The organism is Sutcliffiella sp. NC1, assembly GCF_027594365.1.
GTDB lineage: Bacteria > Bacillota > Bacilli > Bacillales > Bacillaceae_I > Sutcliffiella > Sutcliffiella cohnii.
Window position 1 is genome coordinate 4,628,971 of sequence record NZ_CP115153.1, and the last position, 18,693, is coordinate 4,647,663.

Annotated in this window: 17 protein-coding genes and 1 pseudogene; 5 read left to right on the top strand and 13 right to left on the bottom strand. The window is 39.7% G+C overall.

Annotated elements, in window-relative coordinates; all coding sequences use genetic code 11:
• Window positions 1–67: 67 nt before the first annotated feature.
• The 7 genes from O1A01_RS23835 to O1A01_RS23865 all read right to left on the bottom strand — a co-directional run bounded on the left by O1A01_RS23835 (window position 68) and on the right by O1A01_RS23865 (window position 8,216).
• The gene (locus O1A01_RS23835; RefSeq protein ID WP_066420287.1) at window positions 68–1,192 is read right to left on the bottom strand and encodes a sensor histidine kinase; all 1,125 of its coding nucleotides are present in this window, start codon (window positions 1,190–1,192) and stop codon (window positions 68–70) included.
• Between the two features lie 174 nt (window positions 1,193–1,366).
• Window positions 1,367–2,404, bottom strand: a complete 1,038-nt coding sequence (locus O1A01_RS23840) for a Delta(5) desaturase DesA (RefSeq protein ID WP_270065203.1) — start codon at window positions 2,402–2,404, stop codon at window positions 1,367–1,369.
• Window positions 2,405–3,340: 936 nt separating this feature from the next.
• The gene (locus O1A01_RS23845; RefSeq protein WP_270065204.1) at window positions 3,341–5,584 is read right to left on the bottom strand and encodes a YhgE/Pip domain-containing protein; all 2,244 of its coding nucleotides are present in this window, start codon (window positions 5,582–5,584) and stop codon (window positions 3,341–3,343) included.
• A gap of 85 nt (window positions 5,585–5,669) precedes the next feature.
• A complete protein-coding gene (locus tag O1A01_RS23850; protein ID WP_066420278.1) occupies window positions 5,670–6,242 on the bottom strand; it encodes a TetR/AcrR family transcriptional regulator in 573 nt (190 codons plus the stop codon).
• Window positions 6,243–6,478: 236 nt separating this feature from the next.
• A complete protein-coding gene (locus tag O1A01_RS23855) occupies window positions 6,479–7,132 on the bottom strand; it encodes an NAD(P)H-binding protein (protein ID WP_270065205.1) in 654 nt (217 codons plus the stop codon).
• A gap of 30 nt (window positions 7,133–7,162) precedes the next feature.
• Window positions 7,163–7,570, bottom strand: coding sequence for a transcriptional regulator Spx (spx, locus tag O1A01_RS23860; protein WP_270065206.1), 408 nt, complete (start codon window positions 7,568–7,570; stop codon window positions 7,163–7,165).
• A gap of 19 nt (window positions 7,571–7,589) precedes the next feature.
• Window positions 7,590–8,216 carry a TetR/AcrR family transcriptional regulator gene (locus O1A01_RS23865; protein ID WP_066420268.1) on the bottom strand — a complete coding sequence of 209 codons (627 nt, stop codon included), beginning with the start codon at window positions 8,214–8,216 and terminating at the stop codon, window positions 7,590–7,592.
• 333 nt (window positions 8,217–8,549) lie between these two features.
• On the opposite strand from O1A01_RS23865, the gene O1A01_RS23870 reads away from it, so the two are divergent.
• A complete protein-coding gene (locus tag O1A01_RS23870) occupies window positions 8,550–9,005 on the top strand; it encodes a VOC family protein (protein ID WP_270065207.1) in 456 nt (151 codons plus the stop codon).
• Window positions 9,006–9,177: 172 nt separating this feature from the next.
• Here O1A01_RS23870 and O1A01_RS23875 read toward each other — a convergent pair.
• Window positions 9,178–10,644 (bottom strand): annotated as a pseudogene (locus tag O1A01_RS23875) (IS1182 family transposase); the annotation flags it as partial.
• A 147-nt stretch (window positions 10,645–10,791) separates the two neighbouring features.
• On the bottom strand, window positions 10,792–11,667 hold the full coding sequence (locus O1A01_RS23880; RefSeq protein ID WP_270065208.1) for a class I SAM-dependent methyltransferase: 876 nt from the start codon (window positions 11,665–11,667) through the stop codon (window positions 10,792–10,794).
• 67 nt (window positions 11,668–11,734) lie between these two features.
• On the opposite strand from O1A01_RS23880, the gene O1A01_RS23885 reads away from it, so the two are divergent.
• The gene (locus tag O1A01_RS23885; RefSeq protein WP_066421821.1) at window positions 11,735–11,926 is read left to right on the top strand and encodes a helix-turn-helix transcriptional regulator; all 192 of its coding nucleotides are present in this window, start codon (window positions 11,735–11,737) and stop codon (window positions 11,924–11,926) included.
• A gap of 2 nt (window positions 11,927–11,928) precedes the next feature.
• Complete coding sequence (locus tag O1A01_RS23890) at window positions 11,929–12,357, top strand: hypothetical protein (protein WP_066421819.1); 429 nt, start codon at window positions 11,929–11,931, stop codon at window positions 12,355–12,357.
• A 97-nt stretch (window positions 12,358–12,454) separates the two neighbouring features.
• Here the strand turns inward: O1A01_RS23890 and O1A01_RS23895 are convergent, their stop codons facing one another.
• The 3 genes from O1A01_RS23895 to spoIIID all read right to left on the bottom strand — a co-directional run bounded on the left by O1A01_RS23895 (window position 12,455) and on the right by spoIIID (window position 16,119).
• Window positions 12,455–13,897: a glycoside hydrolase family 1 protein gene (locus tag O1A01_RS23895; RefSeq protein WP_270065209.1), complete on the bottom strand. Its 1,443-nt coding sequence runs from the start codon at window positions 13,895–13,897 to the stop codon at window positions 12,455–12,457.
• Window positions 13,898–14,519: 622 nt separating this feature from the next.
• The gene (locus tag O1A01_RS23900; RefSeq protein WP_270065210.1) at window positions 14,520–15,521 is read right to left on the bottom strand and encodes a rod shape-determining protein; all 1,002 of its coding nucleotides are present in this window, start codon (window positions 15,519–15,521) and stop codon (window positions 14,520–14,522) included.
• 334 nt (window positions 15,522–15,855) lie between these two features.
• Window positions 15,856–16,119, bottom strand: a complete 264-nt coding sequence (spoIIID, locus tag O1A01_RS23905; protein WP_066421805.1) for a sporulation transcriptional regulator SpoIIID — start codon at window positions 16,117–16,119, stop codon at window positions 15,856–15,858.
• A gap of 743 nt (window positions 16,120–16,862) precedes the next feature.
• Here spoIIID and O1A01_RS23910 point away from each other — a divergent pair.
• Together O1A01_RS23910 and O1A01_RS23915 are read left to right on the top strand one after the other, a co-directional pair.
• Window positions 16,863–17,021, top strand: a complete 159-nt coding sequence (locus O1A01_RS23910; RefSeq protein ID WP_157076715.1) for a hypothetical protein — start codon at window positions 16,863–16,865, stop codon at window positions 17,019–17,021.
• A gap of 117 nt (window positions 17,022–17,138) precedes the next feature.
• A complete protein-coding gene (locus O1A01_RS23915; RefSeq protein WP_066421098.1) occupies window positions 17,139–17,591 on the top strand; it encodes a DUF2269 family protein in 453 nt (150 codons plus the stop codon).
• A 34-nt stretch (window positions 17,592–17,625) separates the two neighbouring features.
• On the opposite strand, the gene O1A01_RS23920 is transcribed toward O1A01_RS23915, so the two are convergent.
• Window positions 17,626–18,624, bottom strand: coding sequence for a zinc-binding dehydrogenase (locus tag O1A01_RS23920; RefSeq protein ID WP_270065211.1), 999 nt, complete (start codon window positions 18,622–18,624; stop codon window positions 17,626–17,628).
• Window positions 18,625–18,693: the final 69 nt, after the last annotated feature.

Consider the following 18,693-nt stretch of genomic DNA (forward strand, 5'->3'; position numbering starts at 1 on the left):
ATTTTACAGGAATTGGTGGGACTTTTTCCCTGTCCCTCCGTCCACGGTGTGTGTCCCGCTGTCCCATTTATTCTTCTATTTTTCTTTGGACTTTCGGAATTTTTATTTTTATTGTTGTGCCGCTGTTTTCGGATTCGATTTCGAGGGTGCCGTTTACGAATTCGAGGCGTTCTCGCATTCCTTGAATTCCGTTGCCTACTTTTCGTTCGTCGCGGTCACCGAGACCTATTCCGTTATCTTCAACGGTTACTTCTAGTTCTTTTTCTTTCGGATTGATCGTTATCGTGCATTCTGTTGCTTGGCTATGTTTGACAACATTGTTGACTGCTTCTTTTAAACACATCGATACGACATTCTCTGCGATGAGCGTGGTGTTCTTCAAATGAGTGTCACCTTTGAGTCGAAACTTAATTTGTGCGGTTTTTAAAATTTGGTAGATTCGTTTAATTTCATCGTCCAGTCGGGTGCCACGCATTTTTGTGACGAGTTCGCGTACTTCTTTTAAGGCAATGCGAGCGGTTTGTTGGACGTCTTTAATTTCGATCTGTGCTTGCGCTGGATTTTTTGAAATAAGGCGACTTGCTAAGTCACTTTTCATTCCGATGAGCGATAGCTTCTGGCCTAACGTGTCGTGAAGGTCACGGGATATTCGTTGACGTTCTTCCATTTTCACAAGGTCGGCAATTCGCTTGTTTGCATTCTCGAGCTGCTCTTTCAGCTTTTCTTCTTTATTGCGGTTGTACGTGCCGATTGGTAAAAGAATGACCGCAAGCGTACTAAGAATGACGAATGGAAGCTGCGTGACAAAAACACGGCTGTTTAAAATGAAGCCGACGTTAATAGAGCCGACCGTTGTCGCAATTAAAATTCCGTACAGTATCCAAAACGCAACGCGATTTTTTAAATTGCCGATAAAAAAGGCAAGGAATAATGAGAAATATATGTAACTAAAGAAAATCCCCATAATGGTGGATATGACAATCTGCAAACTCGTCCAAAAATAAACGAGCCATCCTTTCGCAACGAACGATAATACGTAAAAGACGAAAAATAAGATAATCATTAAAATCCCAAACACAATTTGGGGAATCGATGATGTTGGAAAAATAAAATAAAAAGGAAGAATGTAAAATACGATCCATACGAACGGACTTAACCCCGTATTCTTTCGAAACCTCTCTTTTAGTTTCATCGTCGTATTTCAACTCCTTCCATGTGGACAGGGGGACAGGTCCCTTGTCCATCCAGTTATTGGTGGGACGCGGGACCTGTCCCCGCGTCCACGGTATGTGTCCCGCTGTCCACTTGTATGTTCACAAAAACGCCGATTGCGTATGAGCAATCGACGAAGTTCTCTTACTTTATTTTACACGTTTTCGGTTGCGTTGACCATAGAGTCACGTTGCTTCAATATTTTCTTTGCTTCCCCGAACGTTACGAATGATTTTGTTTCTTCGTCCCATAGGCGGAAACGAATCGACTTTAAGCTCGTTTTTAGCGTAATCGTTGTTGCTTTTTGTAACGGCTCACTTGCGTTGTGTACTTTTTCTAACATGTAGTTCGGTACACGTGGTGCTAGGTGATGCACGTGGTGGAAGCCGATGTTACCAGTGATCCATTGTAATGGCTTCGGTAGCTTGTAGTAAGAGCTTCCTTCTACAGCTGCTTGTACGAAACTCCATTCTTCATCATGCTCGAAATATGAATCTTCGAATTGATGTTGTACGTAGAACAACCAAATTCCCATCAGACCAGCAATAAGTGCGACCGGTAATTGTACTAGTAGAAATGCTTCCCAACCTAGGAATAGGATAATCCCACCGTGTAGCGAGAAAATACCGATGTTCGTAATGTACGTGTTCATACGTTCTTTCGCTTTTGCCCCTCGACGATTGAATCGATATTGTATTAAGAATACTGCTATCGGACCTAGTCCAAGCATGACAAGCGGGTTACGATATGCGCGGTATGCAAACTTTTGGTGCCAAGGTGCTTCTGCATACTCTTCTACTGTTAATAACCACATATCACCAGTGCCGCGCTCGTCTAAATTACTACTTGTGCGGTGATGGACGTTATGTGTATATCTCCATTGACGGTAAGGTACATGTGTTAAAATTCCTGTAATAGTTCCAACGATGTCATTCGCCTTTCTACTATTGAAAAACGACTGATGACAGCAATCATGGAAAATGATGAACGTTCTTACTAAGAACCCAGCAGCCAAAATTACGATCGGCAGTGTGATCCAGTATGAAACGCTTAATGTTAAATAGGCTATCGTCCAAAGTGCAATTAACGGTATTATTGTATTAATTAGTTGAAGGACGCTCGCCTTCGTATCTGTTTTTTCAAAAGGGGCAACTTCTTTTTTCAGTTCTGAAATCTTTTTTGCTTGTGACATGTTTGAAATTCCTCCTTACAGACTTTCATTTATCTAAATATAAGTATAAGTATTAGGGGCAGGTCTTATAAGTCATAAATGTCATATATGTGGATGTGATAAATGTCATATTGGTTGGGACGAGCCGGGTGTTTGTTGGAGATTATGGGGGTTTGAGGATTCGGGGATATGCAATGGTAATTTTTGCCTGTAAAAATTTTGCCCACTAGGAAAAACTAAAAGAAAATCATGTACGTAAGGGCTGTTTGGATGAAGCATATATTACTTATTCTCATATTTTTTCTCCTAAATTGTAAAAACCATAGTTGGAAAAAGGTAAAAAAGCATTCAGATGCAATTCTTTATGTCATGGGTATGAATGCTGTGTACTATTTACTCTGTCACCGAAAGCTTGTCTGGGATTTTCGTGACCCTCATTTCAGTATGCTATTTATTCGAATTATTAATGTTATCTTTACTACGCCATTATTTCTGCTTTTATTTTTATGTAAACTGCCAAAGAAACATTTAACTCCATATTTGATTAAATGGGCCATATACTCAACATTGGTTGAATGGCTTGCACTAAGATTGAACATGATCACCTATCAATATGGCTGGAACTTATTATGGACGTGGCTTCTATATTTCAAAATGTATCTATACACACACCTACTAAAGAAAAGAAATGCTATCGTTATACCCTTAACCGTGCTATCCACCTACATGTTCGGCGCCGCCTTCCACATGCCGTGGACGGAGGGACAGGTCCGTCGTCCACACATTTTTTGGAAAAGGACATAAGTAACAGGGATGGCGCTTGGCACATATAGTACTTCTCGTGGCGCATAACGAGGTTCGCATACCGCAAAGTCGCATCTTTTTTGACAACAATACAAAAAAAGCGGAGAAAAACATCTCGTTTTCCTCCGCTTGCCTTAAATGAGGGAGTCACACTTATTCCCCTACCGCTATTACATTTTCCTCTTTCATTTTTGTTGTTTTCATTTTCACTTTAAAGTAGATAAACGTGATTGTCATGAACGCTGCCATATATGTTAGAAGAATTGCATTTTGCTGCCACATGAATGAGTAGTCGCCGCTTGAGATGACTGCTTTGAACGCTTGGACGGAATATGTCATTGGTAGCAGTGCGCTAATTGGTTGTAATGCATTTGGAATTAATTCTAACGGGAACGTTCCAGCGCTCGTCGTTAATTGGAGGATTAGGACGATAATCGCGATGAATCGGCCTGGATCTCCTAATATCGTTACGAGCATTTGGACTAGTGCAATGAATGTAAAACTCGTAATAAGGGACGTCACGATAAATAGTGGGACACTTGTTACTTCTATTTTTAATACGAAAAGTAATATCGCATCTACTAAAAATGCTTGAATGATGCCGACCCCTGCAATGACGCCGAACTTACTGAACAGCCATTGTAGTGCGCCTCTCGGTTGGATTGCCGGTTCTTTCAACGCATACACAATAGAAAGTAGTAGGGCCCCTACGAACAACCCTAGCGAGATAAAGTATGGTGCAAAGCCTGTTCCGTAGTTTGGCACTTTATTAATTTCGCCTTTTTCGACTTGAACAGGTTGCCCCATCATGTCGTACGTTTTTTCGTTTCCTTGGACAGAGCCTGCTTTTTCTGCTCCTTCTGACAGTTTGTCCGCGAGCTCCTCGGTACCAGCAGTTAAATCGGAAGCACCCGTTTGTAACTCTTTCGACCCTGCTGCAAGCTGATTTGTCCCATCTAGTAGTTGGGACGACCCGCTGGAAAGCTGATTCATTCCGTTCGATAGCTCATTCGCTCCGCTATTTAGTTCAGTCGAGCCGTCATATAACTGTTGAACACCTTTTTGCAACTCGCCTTGCCCAGTTTGTAATGCATCCACTCCCGCTAATAACTGACCAAAGACTGGATCGGTGTTTCCTTGAATTTTTTCCTCTAAACCAGCTGTACTTCCTAATAATTGACTGCCTAGTTCTGTTTTAAATTGAGCAAAACCTTCGTTCATTCCAGAGCGAACTTCTGAGGAAATTGGTGTACTCAATTGTGCTTGCAACTGTTGTTGAAACTGGTTTTCTAGTTGGTCTTTCGTCGGAGACCCTGCTGCCATTTGTCCGATAAAAGCGACGGCTTGATCTTCCGGTAAAATTTTATTTCCGATTAGCGCTTCTTTCAGCTGTTCCATTTGCGCTGCTTGGGACGCAATGGTTTGCTCGGCTAATGCTTTTGAAAGAGAGTCCGCGATGCCCTCTGTTAACCCAGCTGAAAGTTGTGTGCTAAGGGCACCATTAAATTCATCGATGCTTTGATTTAATCCGTCTATGCTACCTTCTAATTGAGTCGTCATTTGCCCCGCAATTTGAGCTGGGAGCTGTTGTTGTATTTGTTCGACACCATTTTTCAGTTCACCCATACCATTTATGAGTTGTGGCATTTTTTCCGTAATCGTACCGAGGCCAGTAGTGATTTGCTCGGTTCCTTTTGTTAGCGATTGTGCACCAGAGGACGCACTGTTCACTCCATTGTTAAACTCGATTGATTTTTCTGCGAGTAGTTGCAAGTTTTCTGCGATAGATTTCGAGCCATCCGTTACCTTCGAGGCTCCATCATTTATTTGAAAAGCCCCGTCACTCGCTTCCTCTAACCCACTTGCCATTTCGGTAATTCGGTCAAAAAACGTCTCTGCATACGTTGCCGTTACATTTTTAGAAATCTCTGCTTTAATTTCATTTATCGCCGTTTCCCCTATTTGCCCAGCAAGGAAATTGGCACTCTCATTCGGGACGTATTTTAGTGTTAATTTTTCAGGCTCGTCTTCCAGTAATGTTGTTGCGTTTTCCGAGAAGTTCGGCGGAATTTCTACTAGTAGGTAAAACTGCTGATTGTTTAGTCCAGCATAGCCTTCTTTTTGATCGACGAAATGAAAGTCGAACACTTTATTCTCTCGGAGCTTTTCCACTAATTCGTTTCCGATTTGCAATTCGGTCCCTTCAAATTCAGCGCCCTCATCTAAATTAACAATCGCAACCGGCAACTGCTCCATCTGTTCGTACGGGTCCCAAAACGCCCATAAAAACATACCTGCATACATAAGCGGGACGATCATCACCGCAATTATCGAAACGAGCATTTTTTTGTTTCGAAAAATTTGTTTTAATTCTGCTAAAAATAAAGATTCTTTCATATGTGTTTTCCTCCTGTTGAAATTTATGACCATTTTGTTCATTTGGTCATTTTAGTGAAAATAAAGAGGGCTCACTCTAATAGCCCTAGTTTGCTAATCCGTCAAAAAAGTAAAGCTCGAACAGTTTTGCGATCTCTTCTTTTTCTAATGCTTCACGGTTTCGTTCCCAATCGAAAATGAGGGATACGTATAGCTTGATCATGACAAAAGCCGTAATTTCTGGATTGCACGGTTTAATTTCACCATCGTCCATCGCCTTTTGTATAATCACCTTCATATATTGAATAATGGCCTGCTCTAGTCGTTGCACTACGTCGACAACCGCTTTTGTTCCGATGTCTCTTTCTTCTTGAAAAAGTTTAATCGTGAGCTGGTGCGACTTTCGAAATTCAAGTAATCGATATAACACACGATGGGCATTTTCTTTGAACGTAAGATTATCATCGATTTCTTCTTCCGCTATCGTTTTCATATCAGTAATGAGAGCTGAAATAATTTCATCGAACAGCTCTTCTTTATTTTTGAAAAAAAGATAGATCGTCCCTTTGCCGACATTCGCCATCTTCGCCACTTGATCCATCGTCGTCGCCTTATACCCAAACATCGAAAACGACTTCTCCGCCGCCTCCAAAATCTGTCTTTTACGATCTACTGACACTAACTCCACCCCCGATTGCTACGCTCGTGACCAAATGAGAAAAACGGTCAGTTTATTTACTATGTGATTTTACCATCATCCTCATTTCTTTTCAACCGTGGACGGAGGGACAGGTCCCTCGCCCACACATTTTTTGGAAATTCCAAGTTGTCGGATTGGAAGAAGTACGAGTGTAGCTTTTTAAAAAAACGAAAACGCAGAAGCTAACTTTTCAGCAACTCCGCGTTTCTATTTAGCTACCCTTTCACTCCAGCCCACTTCCAAATCTCTTCACCACTAATCGCAGCCATGCCGTTTCCCTCATTTTTCGCCGTATTAATTAAGGCTTGAGCTAATGTTTCGGTTGATAGCGGTCTTTGAGAGCGAAATAGGCCGATTTTATTAAGAGCCTGGATGAGCTTCACTCCGGTAACTTCATTCGTTCGATCACTGTTTTTTCGTATTAATGCAGGTGGGTTGAAGATTGTTAGCTTTGGAAAGTTTAAAGCTTTTACCGCTTCCTCCAGTTGCCCTTTCATTTTTGTATAAAAAATACGCGAATTCGGTGATGCAAAACCGGAAGATACTAGCACTAAATGGTTCACATTATTTTCTCTAGCTGCCGCCGCAAACTCGTATTGGTAATCGTAATCTATTTTCCATTGCGCTTCTTTACTTCCCGCTGCTTTCAAAGTTGTTCCTAAGCTAGAAAACAACACATCACCCTTCACTAAATGTTTCCATTGTTCAGGCTTGTCAAAGTCTATAACATGTATGTTTAATTTTTCATGTTGAATGTCAACGTCACGTCTAACAAAAATGTCTATTTGTTGAAACGAATCGTCTTTTAATAATAAATCTAGTAAGTCTTTACCGGTTGCGCCTGTTGCGCCTATTATTAATGCTCGCATTATTTTCCCCCTTCATATAGTCGCTTTTTATTACCATTCGATTGGTTTAAGGTCTTGTGTCCAATTCAACAACTGGAACTTACGAGTTTTTCTCGGTAAAAACTGTCGAATTTCGTCTGCATTATATCCAACTTGCAGTTTATTCCTATCTACTATAATCGGGCTTTTTAGAAACTTAGGTTGTTCTTGAATCATTTCAAGTAATTCTACTAGTGATAGATCATCAAAATCTACTTCTACTTTTTGATAGTGACTTGATCGTTTTGCGATAATGTCATCTGTCCCTTCCATCGTCAATCGTAATATGTCTTGAAGTTCCGGAACAGTTAGTGGTTCTTTCTTAATATCTCGCTCCACGAAAGGAATTTGGTTGTTGATCATCCATTGTTTTGCTTTCTTTGTCGACTTACATCCTAGTCCATATATCGTTACAGCCATTTCACTCACACCTCTATTTTTATTTTTCGTTCTCTTGCTTGTAAATGCCATGTTTTATTAAGTACATACTACGTTTAAAGGATTCCATCGCCTCTTCATCCGTTAGCCCTTTCACTGTTTTTTCAATCAGATTGTTAAAGGCTAATCCAGAGACTAGTTTGAAGATATGTAACAAGTCTTTATCTTCACTTATATTTAGGCGATCTTTATTAATCAATCCTTCCACTAGCTTGAAGTGTTCGTTTTGCAAGTATTTCTCCAACATACTAGTAAACGAACTTTCGACTCTATATGTTGTAAAAAGTAAGGCGTTTCTTAAAAGATGCTTTTCTTCCTCATCGGAAAATGAATATAAGAAGTAATAATACATTTCTGTTAGTGCCTCAATAAGGTCACCATTATGTTTTTCTAATAAACCGATAAAGTATATGATGGCCGTTTTTACCTTTTCATCTACTAAATAAATATATATATCATCTTTGTCTTCAAAATATTGATAAAAGCTACCTCTAGATATGCCAGCCATTTTGATTATATTTGCGATAGAAGCTTCAAATAGAGGCACTCTAGCAAACTCCATTTCCGCTGATTCTAGAAGTTTTTTCTTTTTATGTTCAGGCAAATTAAAAAACGTTTGTTTTGGCAACGATAACACCTCAGTTTAATAATATGACACCGTGTCATATGTCTATTAACAATATAATGTGACACCGTGTCACTTGTCAAGCGTGGACACCGGGACACATACCGTGGACGGAGGGACAGGTTCCGCGTCCACACATTTTTTGGAAATTCTAAGGCGGAACGACAGCCCTCAACCGCACATTTTTTTAGAAACTAAAAGGGTTCGAATTACGTTCGGGAAGTCACTCCGCCTCATCTAAGACTAATTACCGAGATAGTGTCTCACCAATGGCCGAAGAGTATCCATTCAACTGTTGATATGCTATTAGTAGAACAATAATTGGAGGGAGATACGATGATTAAAGGATTATTTGAGGCACATTTACCGGTTAGCAATCTTGAGAAGGCGAAAGAGTTTTACAAAAGTTTAAACCTAGAATTGGCATGGGAAGATGAAGACACCGCCTTTTTTTGGATCGAGAAGGAGAAAAGTTGGTTGGGGCTTTGGGAAGGAGAAGAAGTGGAAACTCCTTATCACCCGTCGCTAAGGCACATTGCCTTCCGGGTAGATTATGAATTTATGAAGGATTCTTTGAACTGGCTGGAAGAAAGAAATATTAAGGCCGTCCCTTTTGGAAAACGGACTTCCGTTGAGCCGTTCGTCCGACCTAATCAAGGCAATGCTTCCGTTTATTTTCAAGATCCAGATGGAAATAGTTTAGAGTTTATGTGTTTTGTAGATGTACCACCTGTACTTAAAGGCAGGCAGGAGAAGTTTTTGGTTGAGGAATGGGAAGAGTTGTTGATGTAGGGAGGCGTGGACAGGTCCCTTTCCCACCTAGTTTTGGTGGGACAAGGGACCTGTCCGAAATCACTGAAAAAGTCCCTTTTTTTGAAACAAAAAAAATAATAAGGACAACTTTTACCCCTCAATAAGGAAAATGTTGTCCTATTTTGATGCTAACCAGTGTTTTTTACCCTGTTTTGGAGGATAGGATCTTTCCTATCCTCTTTATATTAACTGCTAATGCAGTTAATTTTGCTTGTGTAGACATGCTTTTGAGACCGTACCCCCTGGCACGATCTAGCCCGTGAAAGCATTTCATTTCGCCGTTTTTCCATTCTTGGCATGCTCTCTTTTTATACTTTTCTTTAAACTCTGGTTGTTTTTGTTGTTGGCTATATTCATAGAATTCTGGTGTGTTGATTCCAACTTCTAAGATTTTTCCAACATTTTTTCCTTTAATACAATCTGTCCTGATTGGACAGGCTTTACATTTTTCTCTATCAAAGTAATATTTGTACGATTGTCTGTTTTTGGTGTTCTTATAATATTTTTTTATAGTCGTATTCCCCTGTTCGCAACTCCATTGATCAGCGTCTTTGTTATAACTAAATAACTCTTCATTAATTCTATAAGCCATTTCACTTACAGGTATGTAGGCAGCTGCTTTTATTTCTTTTAATTTGTCCAAAATTACTTTTTTGAAATATGCCTTATCTCCATATAGTTCTTCAACCGAAATACCAGACTTTATAGTGAGTTGTAATAGCTCGTCAAAAAAACTACCGTCCACGTATGCCCCATTGCCTACCCTTACGGAAGTAATAATTCTATCTTCTGTTGTAATCATAAATTCTGTTTTATATCCAAAGAAGTTGGAAGTTTTACTTTTGTGCCCAACTCTTGCTTCTTGGTCAACAATAGAACGTACCCCTTTTTGGGCTAAAAACTTTGGGTCGGATAGTATTTCTTTCGCATTTTCAATCACTGCTTTTGTCTTGGGTGTAGTTTCTACGTCTACGTTTTCTGTTACTGTGGTGATAGTTTCTTCAACATAGGCTTTCATTGTTTCTTTCGCAACTTTAGGGTCTTCAATTTCTTTATAATCCGGGATTTCTTGATTGATATCACTTGGAATTTTTTCTACTTCCTCTTTTAATGTTTTAAACATCTTACTAACTAATCTTTTCATCACCCGTTCGGGTGTAGCTTTGAACGTGTTAGCTTCTGTATGAGTGGTATCAATACTTACGGAACTACCTTTGATAATCCCTTTATCGACGCATTGTTTAACAAATAGGGCTATAATATCATCTAACGAGACATCCTGTAGTCTGTGTTTTCTAAACTTGGCTAACAGGCTGGGGTGTGGTAGTGTGTCTTCAGGATTAATATCTAGAAAGTACATATAAGCTAGATTAAGGGAAGCATCTTCTATTACTCTTTCGTCAGAAAGATTATAAAGGTATCCAAGAACGAGTAATTTAACCATCATTTCTGGTTCTTTGGCAGGCCTACCATAGTATTTACAATACGATTTTTCCAGTACTTTGTTAATATAAGAAAAATCAACTGCTTCTCTGACAAGTTTGAGTGTATGATTTTTGGGGATTTTATAGTATAATTCGGAGTAGATGCTTAACTGCATATCTTTTTCTTTAAGCATAGAAGAAAACCTTCCTTTTCGTTTGATAATTAGATTCTTGGTCGTTTCTAATTATACCAAATTTTGATAAAGGAAGGTTTTTTTTTTATTTATTTACATTTATTAGGAGGGGTTTTTCAGTGGTCTCGACCTGTCCCGCTGTCCACATTATTTTTTAACTGCACGGGTGGCATAAAATGTTGGAACATTATGTTCATGTAGTTTGCCGGCCCCGTTTGTATCTTGGAAAATATCAGTTAGCATGAGGCCTGCTTGTAGTTGCCCACCGATTTGTTCCTCGATTGTGTGGGAAAATTGGATTCCCCAGTCGTTTTTAATACAATCGTCATACAATTCTTTATCCTTTAAAGGGTTAAATGGTAGTTTGTATTTTACCGTTGTTTCGTCCTCATCGAAAAGATAATTCATGCCATTATCGAGTCCAGCAAGTAAAATGCCGCCTTTTTTCAATACTCTATAGCATTCTTTCCAAATTGGAAGTACATCCTCGACGTAACAGTTTGATACTGGATGAAAAATTAAATCGAAAGACTCGTCTTCAAACGGTAGCGGTTTTGTCATATCCGCTCTTACTGTTGTAATTTTGTAGTTTTCTCGTTCGGCTACTTCATGTTCGCTTTGAAGCTGCTTTTCTGAGTAGTCTAACACAGTACAGTTTGCTCCGAGTGCAGTAAAGATTGGCATTTGCTGGCCGCCGCCAGAAGCGAGCCCGAGCACTTCTGCCCCCTTCATTTCACAAAACCACTCTTTAGGCACAGGCTTTGTAGGGGTTAAAAGTACAAACCAATCACCATTTTGTGCCTGTTTAAAAATTTCGTGGCTAATCGGCTTCCCCCACTCCCAACCTTCTTCCACCCATTTATCAATTGTTCTCGCGTTCATTTCTGTATATTTTAGCATTAAGATCACTTCCTCCGTCGTTTCTCTAATACTTACTTCTATAAAAATGGATTGAATCCCTTTTTGTGGACGGAGGGACAGGTCCCTTGTCCACGGTACCTGTCCCTCTGTCCACACTTGCATTTTGTTAAATACCAATGTAATATATAAATGACAAATGCAATATATATCATACACACAGGAGAAAACAATGGTTAATCGTATTAAAATTGCTCGAATGGAAAAGGGTTTAACACAAACAGAGTTAGCTAAAATAATTGGCGTCACTCGGCAAACGATAGGCTTAATTGAAAAAGGAGATTACAATCCAAGTCTTCAATTATGTATTTCAATCGCTAAAGCTTTAGACAAAACATTAAATGATTTATTTTGGGAGGAATAAGAGTGAGTGTTTTACAATGGTTATCCAATGATGAATATAAACAGCGGGAAATTTCTAAGTTTATCGTGGAAGGGGCTGTACTTCAATTTATTTCATCCTTTATCATGATTATCTTATATTTAAATACAAATATAGAGCCGTTATTTTTACTGCTTGCCCCATTCCTAGTTTTCTTATTTTATACTTTCTTACGCTATGTACTTTCTGGTATTGAATATGCGAATGTGTTTTCAGAAGACGAAATAAAAACGGCAAAAAAGCGTAATTTAACACGCTCACTTAGTTTTTTTATTACCATGATGATTGCATCCTTAATAGTCGGGCGTCCGATATTTGATAGTGTAATGGTTTCATTAATTGCTAGCTTGTTATTATTTCTGGTGGATACGACTTCGCTACGAAAATCTATTAAGAAGAACGTTGAATTATAAAAGTGGACGCGAAGACAGGTCCCTTTCCCAACCATTTTTTGGGTGGGACAAGGGACCTGTCCCTCCGTCCATGGTATGTGTCCCGCTGTCCCACAAATTATAGGTTTTCTCCGTTGCTTGCGATCACTTTTTTGTACCAGTGGAATGATTTTTTCTTTTTGCGCTCGAGTGTACCACTTCCGTCGTCATGCTTGTCGACGTAAATGAAGCCGTAACGTTTCGAGTATTCACCTGTTGACATGCTCACTAAGTCGATACAGCCCCAGCTTGTGTACCCCATTAAGTCGACGCCGTCTTCGATTGCTTCAGCCATAGCTTCCACATGGCTACGCAAGTAATCAATACGGTAATCGTCGTTGATCGAGCCATCTTCTTCGACTTTATCGTTAGCACCTAACCCGTTTTCTACAACGAAAAGAGGAACTTGGTAACGATAGTATAGTTTGTTTAAAATAATGCGTAATCCTGTTGGGTCAATTTCCCATCCCCAGTCACTCGCCTGTAAGAATGGATTTTTCACCCCTTCTAGCACGTTACCAGCGATGATTTCTTCTGGTTTTTTGTCTTTCTTTTCGGTGATGCTCATATAATAGCTAAACCCAATGTAATCAACTGTAAATTCTTTTATTAGCTCTATATCTCCATCATGAAGTTCCAATTTCACATCGTGTTCTTTGAAGAAACGTTGTGCATAAGCTGGATACTCTCCTCGGACGTGAACATCTGCACAAAAATAGTTAAACATTTGCTCTTTTTGCAACGCATGCATGACGTTTTCTGGGTTGCTGTCGTACGAATAAACAGGAGCTGCAAGGATCATACAGCCGATTTCTGCATCCGGAATGATTTCTCGGCACGCTTTAACCGCAAGGCTGCTCGCAACAAACTGGTGATGAAACGCTTGAAAAATTGCTTGATAGTGATGTTCTCCCTCTTTTGTGGTGAAGCCCATACTCATAATCGGAAAATGCATCGCACTGTTGATTTCGTTAAACGTCATCCAATATTTCACTTTATCTTTATAACGGTTTAAAATTGCCCTCGCATTTCGTTCGAAAAACGCTATTACATCGCGACTTCTCCATCCACCGTACTCTTTCATTAAATTTACCGGCATTTCATAGTGAGAAATGGTGACAACCGGTTCAATGCCATGCTTATGTAACTCATCAAAAACACGGTCATAAAATGCAAGCCCTTCTTCATTTGGTTCTAGCTCGGTTCCATTAGGAAAAATTCTTGTCCATGCAATCGACATACGGAACACTTTAAATCCCATTTCTGCAAATAGTGCAATATCTTCTTTATAACGGTGGTAAAAATCTATAGCTTCGTGGTTTGGATAACGGTGTTTTTCATGGTCGATTTCATAATTAAAGCCAGGTTCATTAACTACTTTTAGTCTTCCTTTCCCGCCAGGAAGAACGTCCGCAATGTTTAGTCCTTTATTTCCTTCATCAAAACCACCTTCTATTTGGTTCGCAGCTGTTGCACCGCCCCATAAAAAACCTTCCGGAAATCTTTTGTTACTAACGCTCATACTAAAATCCTCCAAAAAGATAAAATGATTAGCTTACACAATATGTATCTTTATAAACATCCCCTACATGTTAGCTAATTATTAGGTACTTTCCCTTATCAAAAACGATACAAAGAGTTGCTCTTACCCAGTTTTGGGAGGAAAGGGATTTGTCCCTCAGCCCAGGTTAAGTAGTTTTTCAATTCCTAGTTAAATATATTTGAACAGTTGTTAAGTATTTTTCGATTCTTGTTAAGTAAATTTGAAAAGATGTTAAGTAATTTTCAATCTCTGTTAAGTAAATTCGAAAAGGTGTTACGTAATTTTCAATCTCTGTTAAGTAATTTCGAAAAGCTGTTAAGTAATTTTCAATCTCTGTTAAGTAAATTCAAAAAGTTATTAAATAATTTTAGTTCACTGTTAAATAAATTCAACCGTTAAGCCGGCTTTCTTAATAATAAATAAAAAAACAGTCCTCCATTTTGTTTAGAGAACCGTCTTTCACTTTTAGCTTTTCAGGTCTTGAAGTCCGTTGGAAATCAGCCTGCCCACTCCGATTGCTGTAAATTATTTAAATGGAGCTATTCGTGGGACAAGGGACCTGTCCCTCCGTCCACGGTATGTGTCCCGGTGTCCACTCGGATTATGCGAATTGGCGTTTTGGGAGTTTGTCCATGTTGTCTAGCATAATGCCTGTTCCGATGGCAACGCAGTCCATTGGGCTTTCAGCGATTAGTACTGGAACTTTTAATTCTTCCGCTAGAAGCTGATCGATACCGTGAAGAAGTGCTCCTCCACCTGTTAAAATAACACCGCGGTCGATGATGTCCGCTGATAGTTCTGGTGGTGTACGTTCTAACACGCTTTTCGCAGCTTGTACGATGACATGAACAGATTCGCGTAATGCTTGTTCGATTTCTTTCGAATTAACTGTGATTGTTTGCGGTAAGCCGCTCACCATGTCACGTCCGCGAATTTCCATTTCTTCATTTCTAGAACCAGGGAACACTGTTGCGATTTCGATCTTAATGTTTTCTGCTGTTCTTTCCCCGATTAGTAATTTATATTTTTTCTTGATGTATTGTAAAATTTCATTATCGAAATTATCTCCGGCCATTTTTATGGAAGAAGCTGTTACGATATCACCCATGGAAAGTACGGCAACGTCTGTCGTTCCTCCACCGATATCGACTACCATGTTACCGCTCGGTTGGAAAATGTCCATTCCCGCTCCGATTGCTGCAACTTTTGGCTCTTCTTCTAAATAAATTTTCTTTCCGCCACTTTTCTCTGCTGCTTCACGAATTGCCTTTTGCTCGACAGATGTGATGTTTGTTGGGCAGCAAATTAAAATGCGAGGCTTCGATAAGAAACCTTTTACGTTTAACTTATTGATGAAATGTTTCAGCATTGCTTCTGTTACTTCGAAGTCTGCGATGACTCCGTCTTTAAGTGGACGCATAGCTACGATATTACCTGGTGTACGTCCGACCATGCGGCGTGCTTCTTCTCCAACTGCTAGTACTTTTCCTGTATTATTATCAAGTGCAACAACAGAAGGTTCGTTTAGCACAATCCCTTTTCCTTTGACATGAATTAACACGTTTGCTGTACCTAAATCTATTCCTATATCCCTAGCAAACATCTTCCTTTTTGCCTCCTTAAATGAGCTGTATGACTATTGTCCGACAACTTGTAGTCCTAATTTTATATTTTATCACAATTCCAGAAATAAACTATTGTTTTATGTACATTTTTTGCAATTTTGTAAGGAAATTTCGTACTATTTGTCGTTTTAGGTGCAAACGTTTGTCGATTAACGTCGGAACATCCCTTTTTATGAATGTAAAATCCTTTTCTAAACATAAAACAGTCTCCATAAAGGTAGTATGCCCAACCTTCTTGGAAACTGTTTTATGTAGATACTTTTATTCGTTTTTTTAGAAATTGACCGTGCTTCAACTGGCACTCATACACATTTACTTTACGATTTCTTCTTCCTTTTTGTACTTTTTCTTCGTTGCTTCTCCACCTCTTAAATGCCTAATGGATTTATGATAATCAAGGATTGTTTTTACTTCGTTGGCCAGTTCTGGGTTAATTTCAGGTAGTCTTTCCGTCAGGTCTTTATGGACTGTACTTTTGGAAACTCCAAATTCCTTCGCTATGACACGAACAGTTTTCTTCGTCTCCACGATATACTTTCCAATCTTGATAGTTCTCTCTTTGATGTAATCGTGCACACCACTCGCCCTCCCTAAATTGGATGTTGAGAAGTGTGAAATGAGACCCGCTTATCAGATGTAACGAAGTACTGTTTATACTCGTTCGAAAAATGCTGTTATATTCCTAAAACTTCTTCGAGACAAATACGATCCTCACCTCAAACACTCTCTTTATATGTTTGGTTTGTATATGTTTATTAGCTTGGATGAAGGATTATGCTACAAATGTCAAGAGGGACAAGTGGTTTTTCGAAATTTTTAATTATTTTCTAATTTTCGGGGCGGTTTTGGGGGAGACGGGCTTTTTTAAAAATGAAACGTGTTGGGAAAAACGGAACGTAGTGTGAAACGCTGTGAAAGTTTTTGTATTAGTTAATTTTTATTGGGGGTACTGCATTTTTATTTGTGATTATAGTCCTTTTATTTGCGGTAAGCCTGTTTTATTTGCGATTACTACCTTCTTATTTGCGGTAACCCAATTTTATTTGCGATACCCACCTTCTTATTTGCGGTAAACCAATTTTATTTGCGGTAGCGCCATTTTATTTGCGATTCGATCCTCACGCCTTATTTACGGTAGCCCACTCCTATTACCGATCGTCACCCATCTATCAGTACTGTCAAAAATATATGTAACCATCATACTCAGTGAGCTTCTATTACCGGAGGACACCGTTTTTACCATTTTCATAGTTTGCTAGATTTTTAACTATACGCTTGTCTTTCCTTTTGAATAGATTGGAATAGGGAGGTGAGAAAGAATGGGAATTGCTGCGAAAAGAAGAGCGAAACAACGTCTTGTGAGAGAGGCTTTGCGTCGTGCAGGTATTACCGTTACGGCTGAGGATGACTGCGTTCAAGTTTGTGGTCCGCTTGGCTGTGTAGAGTTTTGCTTTGGAGAAGAAGAAAATAACGACTAATTGCTCGTATCGTCGAAGTGGGGTGAGAAAATTTTTCCTTCCCCCGCTTCTTTTTTGTTCTATTTTGCGAACATTTTTGTAAAATTTAACGTAGTCAAAAAGATGGAGGTGAAAAGTATGACATTCTATACGTTTTTATTAGTGCTTCATATTGTGGCGGCGGTCGTCGGATTAGGTGCGACGTTTGCGATGCCGGCACTTATGAGTACAGTGAGGACTGTTTCACATGCGAGGTTTGCTCTGAACGTATCAGAAAAAATTGAAAAGTTCGCGAAAACCGGAAGTCTTACTCTATTAGTTACGGGAATCGTTATGGCAATTATTCATCCATATTTATTTAAAGAGATTTGGTACATCGCGTCTCTCGTCATTTATGTTGGGGTTCAACCGATAGCGGCTGGGATGTTGCCGAAGAAGGCGAAACTTCAAATGGAAGCGCTGGAAGGAGTTAGTGGCGATGATCTTCCAGAGCAATATTTACGTCTTGCGAAAGAATCTGCTCCGTTAAACAATATTTTACACGTTGCTGCTATTGTTTTAATTGTATTAATGACGGTTAAACCATTTTAAAAACGCAGGGGATTCGCTCCCTGCGTCCGACATCTTATTTTTCAATAATAAAGCCCATTTTCCCTAATTGTTCTGCCTTGTTGATGCGGTCGAACGCTGCTTCGAATTCGTCCAACGTGTACATCGTATCAACAACTGGCTTAATATTGTTCGTAGAAATAAACTCTAGCATTTGTTCAAGCTCTTCTCCACTTCCCATCGTCGAGCCTAATAGGTTATATTGCCCGTAAAAGAATGAGCGTAAGTCAAACTGGAACGTGTCGCCAGTAGACGAACCGAACGTTACGATTGTGCCGCCTTTTTTCAACTGTGCGAGCGATTTATTAAACGTTGCCGCTCCGACACATTCAATGACGAGGTCCATTTTCACGCCATTAAGGGCTGCTTCCCAATCTTCTGCTGCGCTATCAATCGCTACATCCGCCCCAAGCTCGAGCGCTTTTTGTCGTTTCGCTTCTGAACGCGACGTTACATAAACTGTCGCTCCAACCGCCTTTGCGAATTGTAAAAGAAACGTTGCTACGCCGCTTCCGATCCCAGGAATCAAAACGTTCATCCCTTGCTTCACTTGCCCTCGTGTGAACAGGGCACGATAGGCTGTAAGTGCTGCTAGTGACAGTACGCCTGCCTCATTCCAATTTAAATGGCTTGGCTTCGGTAACACATTTTCGGCCGGAACGATAATATAGTTTGCAAACGTCCCGTGAAAAGGAAGCCCAACAATTTCAAAGCCTTCGGGTGGCGCAGGTGTATTTTCTTTCCAACCTAAGCCTGGATTAATGATTACTTCCGCTCCGACCTGCACATCTTCCACTCCAGGTCCAATCTCGTCCACAATTCCTGCACCGTCTGAACCGAGAATTAACGGGCCATCTTCTAGTTTATGGCGATTCGGTACAAAAAGATCACGGTGATTAAGCCCAGCTGTTTTCAACTTTACTCTTACTTCACCCTCTGCTGGGGTCGGAACATCCATGTTCGTTAACGTTAACCCATCTAACCCAATTTTTTCTGCATGCACTACTGCTTTCATTTCCATTCACCTCTAGTTAAATAACAGTCTACTCATACACTTCTATGTTCGATTATAAATTCCTGCTTC

What these genes read in the sequence shown, in the direction of transcription:
- spx (WP_270065206.1), bottom strand. Translation starts at nt 7,570, where the DNA reads ATGGCTGTAACGATATATGGACTAGGATGTAAGTCGACAAAGAAAGCA.
- O1A01_RS23840 (WP_270065203.1), bottom strand. Translation starts at nt 2,404, where the DNA reads ATGTCACAAGCAAAAAAGATTTCAGAACTGAAAAAAGAAGTTGCCCCT.
- O1A01_RS23855 (WP_270065205.1), bottom strand. Translation starts at nt 7,132, where the DNA reads ATGCGAGCATTAATAATAGGCGCAACAGGCGCAACCGGTAAAGACTTA.
- O1A01_RS23835 (WP_066420287.1), bottom strand. Translation starts at nt 1,192, where the DNA reads ATGAAACTAAAAGAGAGGTTTCGAAAGAATACGGGGTTAAGTCCGTTC.
- O1A01_RS23870 (WP_270065207.1), top strand. Translation starts at nt 8,550, where the DNA reads ATGATTAAAGGATTATTTGAGGCACATTTACCGGTTAGCAATCTTGAG.
- O1A01_RS23880 (WP_270065208.1), bottom strand. Translation starts at nt 11,667, where the DNA reads ATGCAAGTGTGGACAGAGGGACAGGTACCGTGGACAAGGGACCTGTCC.
- O1A01_RS23910 (WP_157076715.1), top strand. Translation starts at nt 16,863, where the DNA reads ATGGGAATTGCTGCGAAAAGAAGAGCGAAACAACGTCTTGTGAGAGAG.
- O1A01_RS23920 (WP_270065211.1), bottom strand. Translation starts at nt 18,624, where the DNA reads ATGAAAGCAGTAGTGCATGCAGAAAAAATTGGGTTAGATGGGTTAACG.
- O1A01_RS23845 (WP_270065204.1), bottom strand. Translation starts at nt 5,584, where the DNA reads ATGAAAGAATCTTTATTTTTAGCAGAATTAAAACAAATTTTTCGAAAC.
- O1A01_RS23885 (WP_066421821.1), top strand. Translation starts at nt 11,735, where the DNA reads ATGGTTAATCGTATTAAAATTGCTCGAATGGAAAAGGGTTTAACACAA.
- O1A01_RS23895 (WP_270065209.1), bottom strand. Translation starts at nt 13,897, where the DNA reads ATGAGCGTTAGTAACAAAAGATTTCCGGAAGGTTTTTTATGGGGCGGT.
- O1A01_RS23900 (WP_270065210.1), bottom strand. Translation starts at nt 15,521, where the DNA reads ATGTTTGCTAGGGATATAGGAATAGATTTAGGTACAGCAAACGTGTTA.
- O1A01_RS23915 (WP_066421098.1), top strand. Translation starts at nt 17,139, where the DNA reads ATGACATTCTATACGTTTTTATTAGTGCTTCATATTGTGGCGGCGGTC.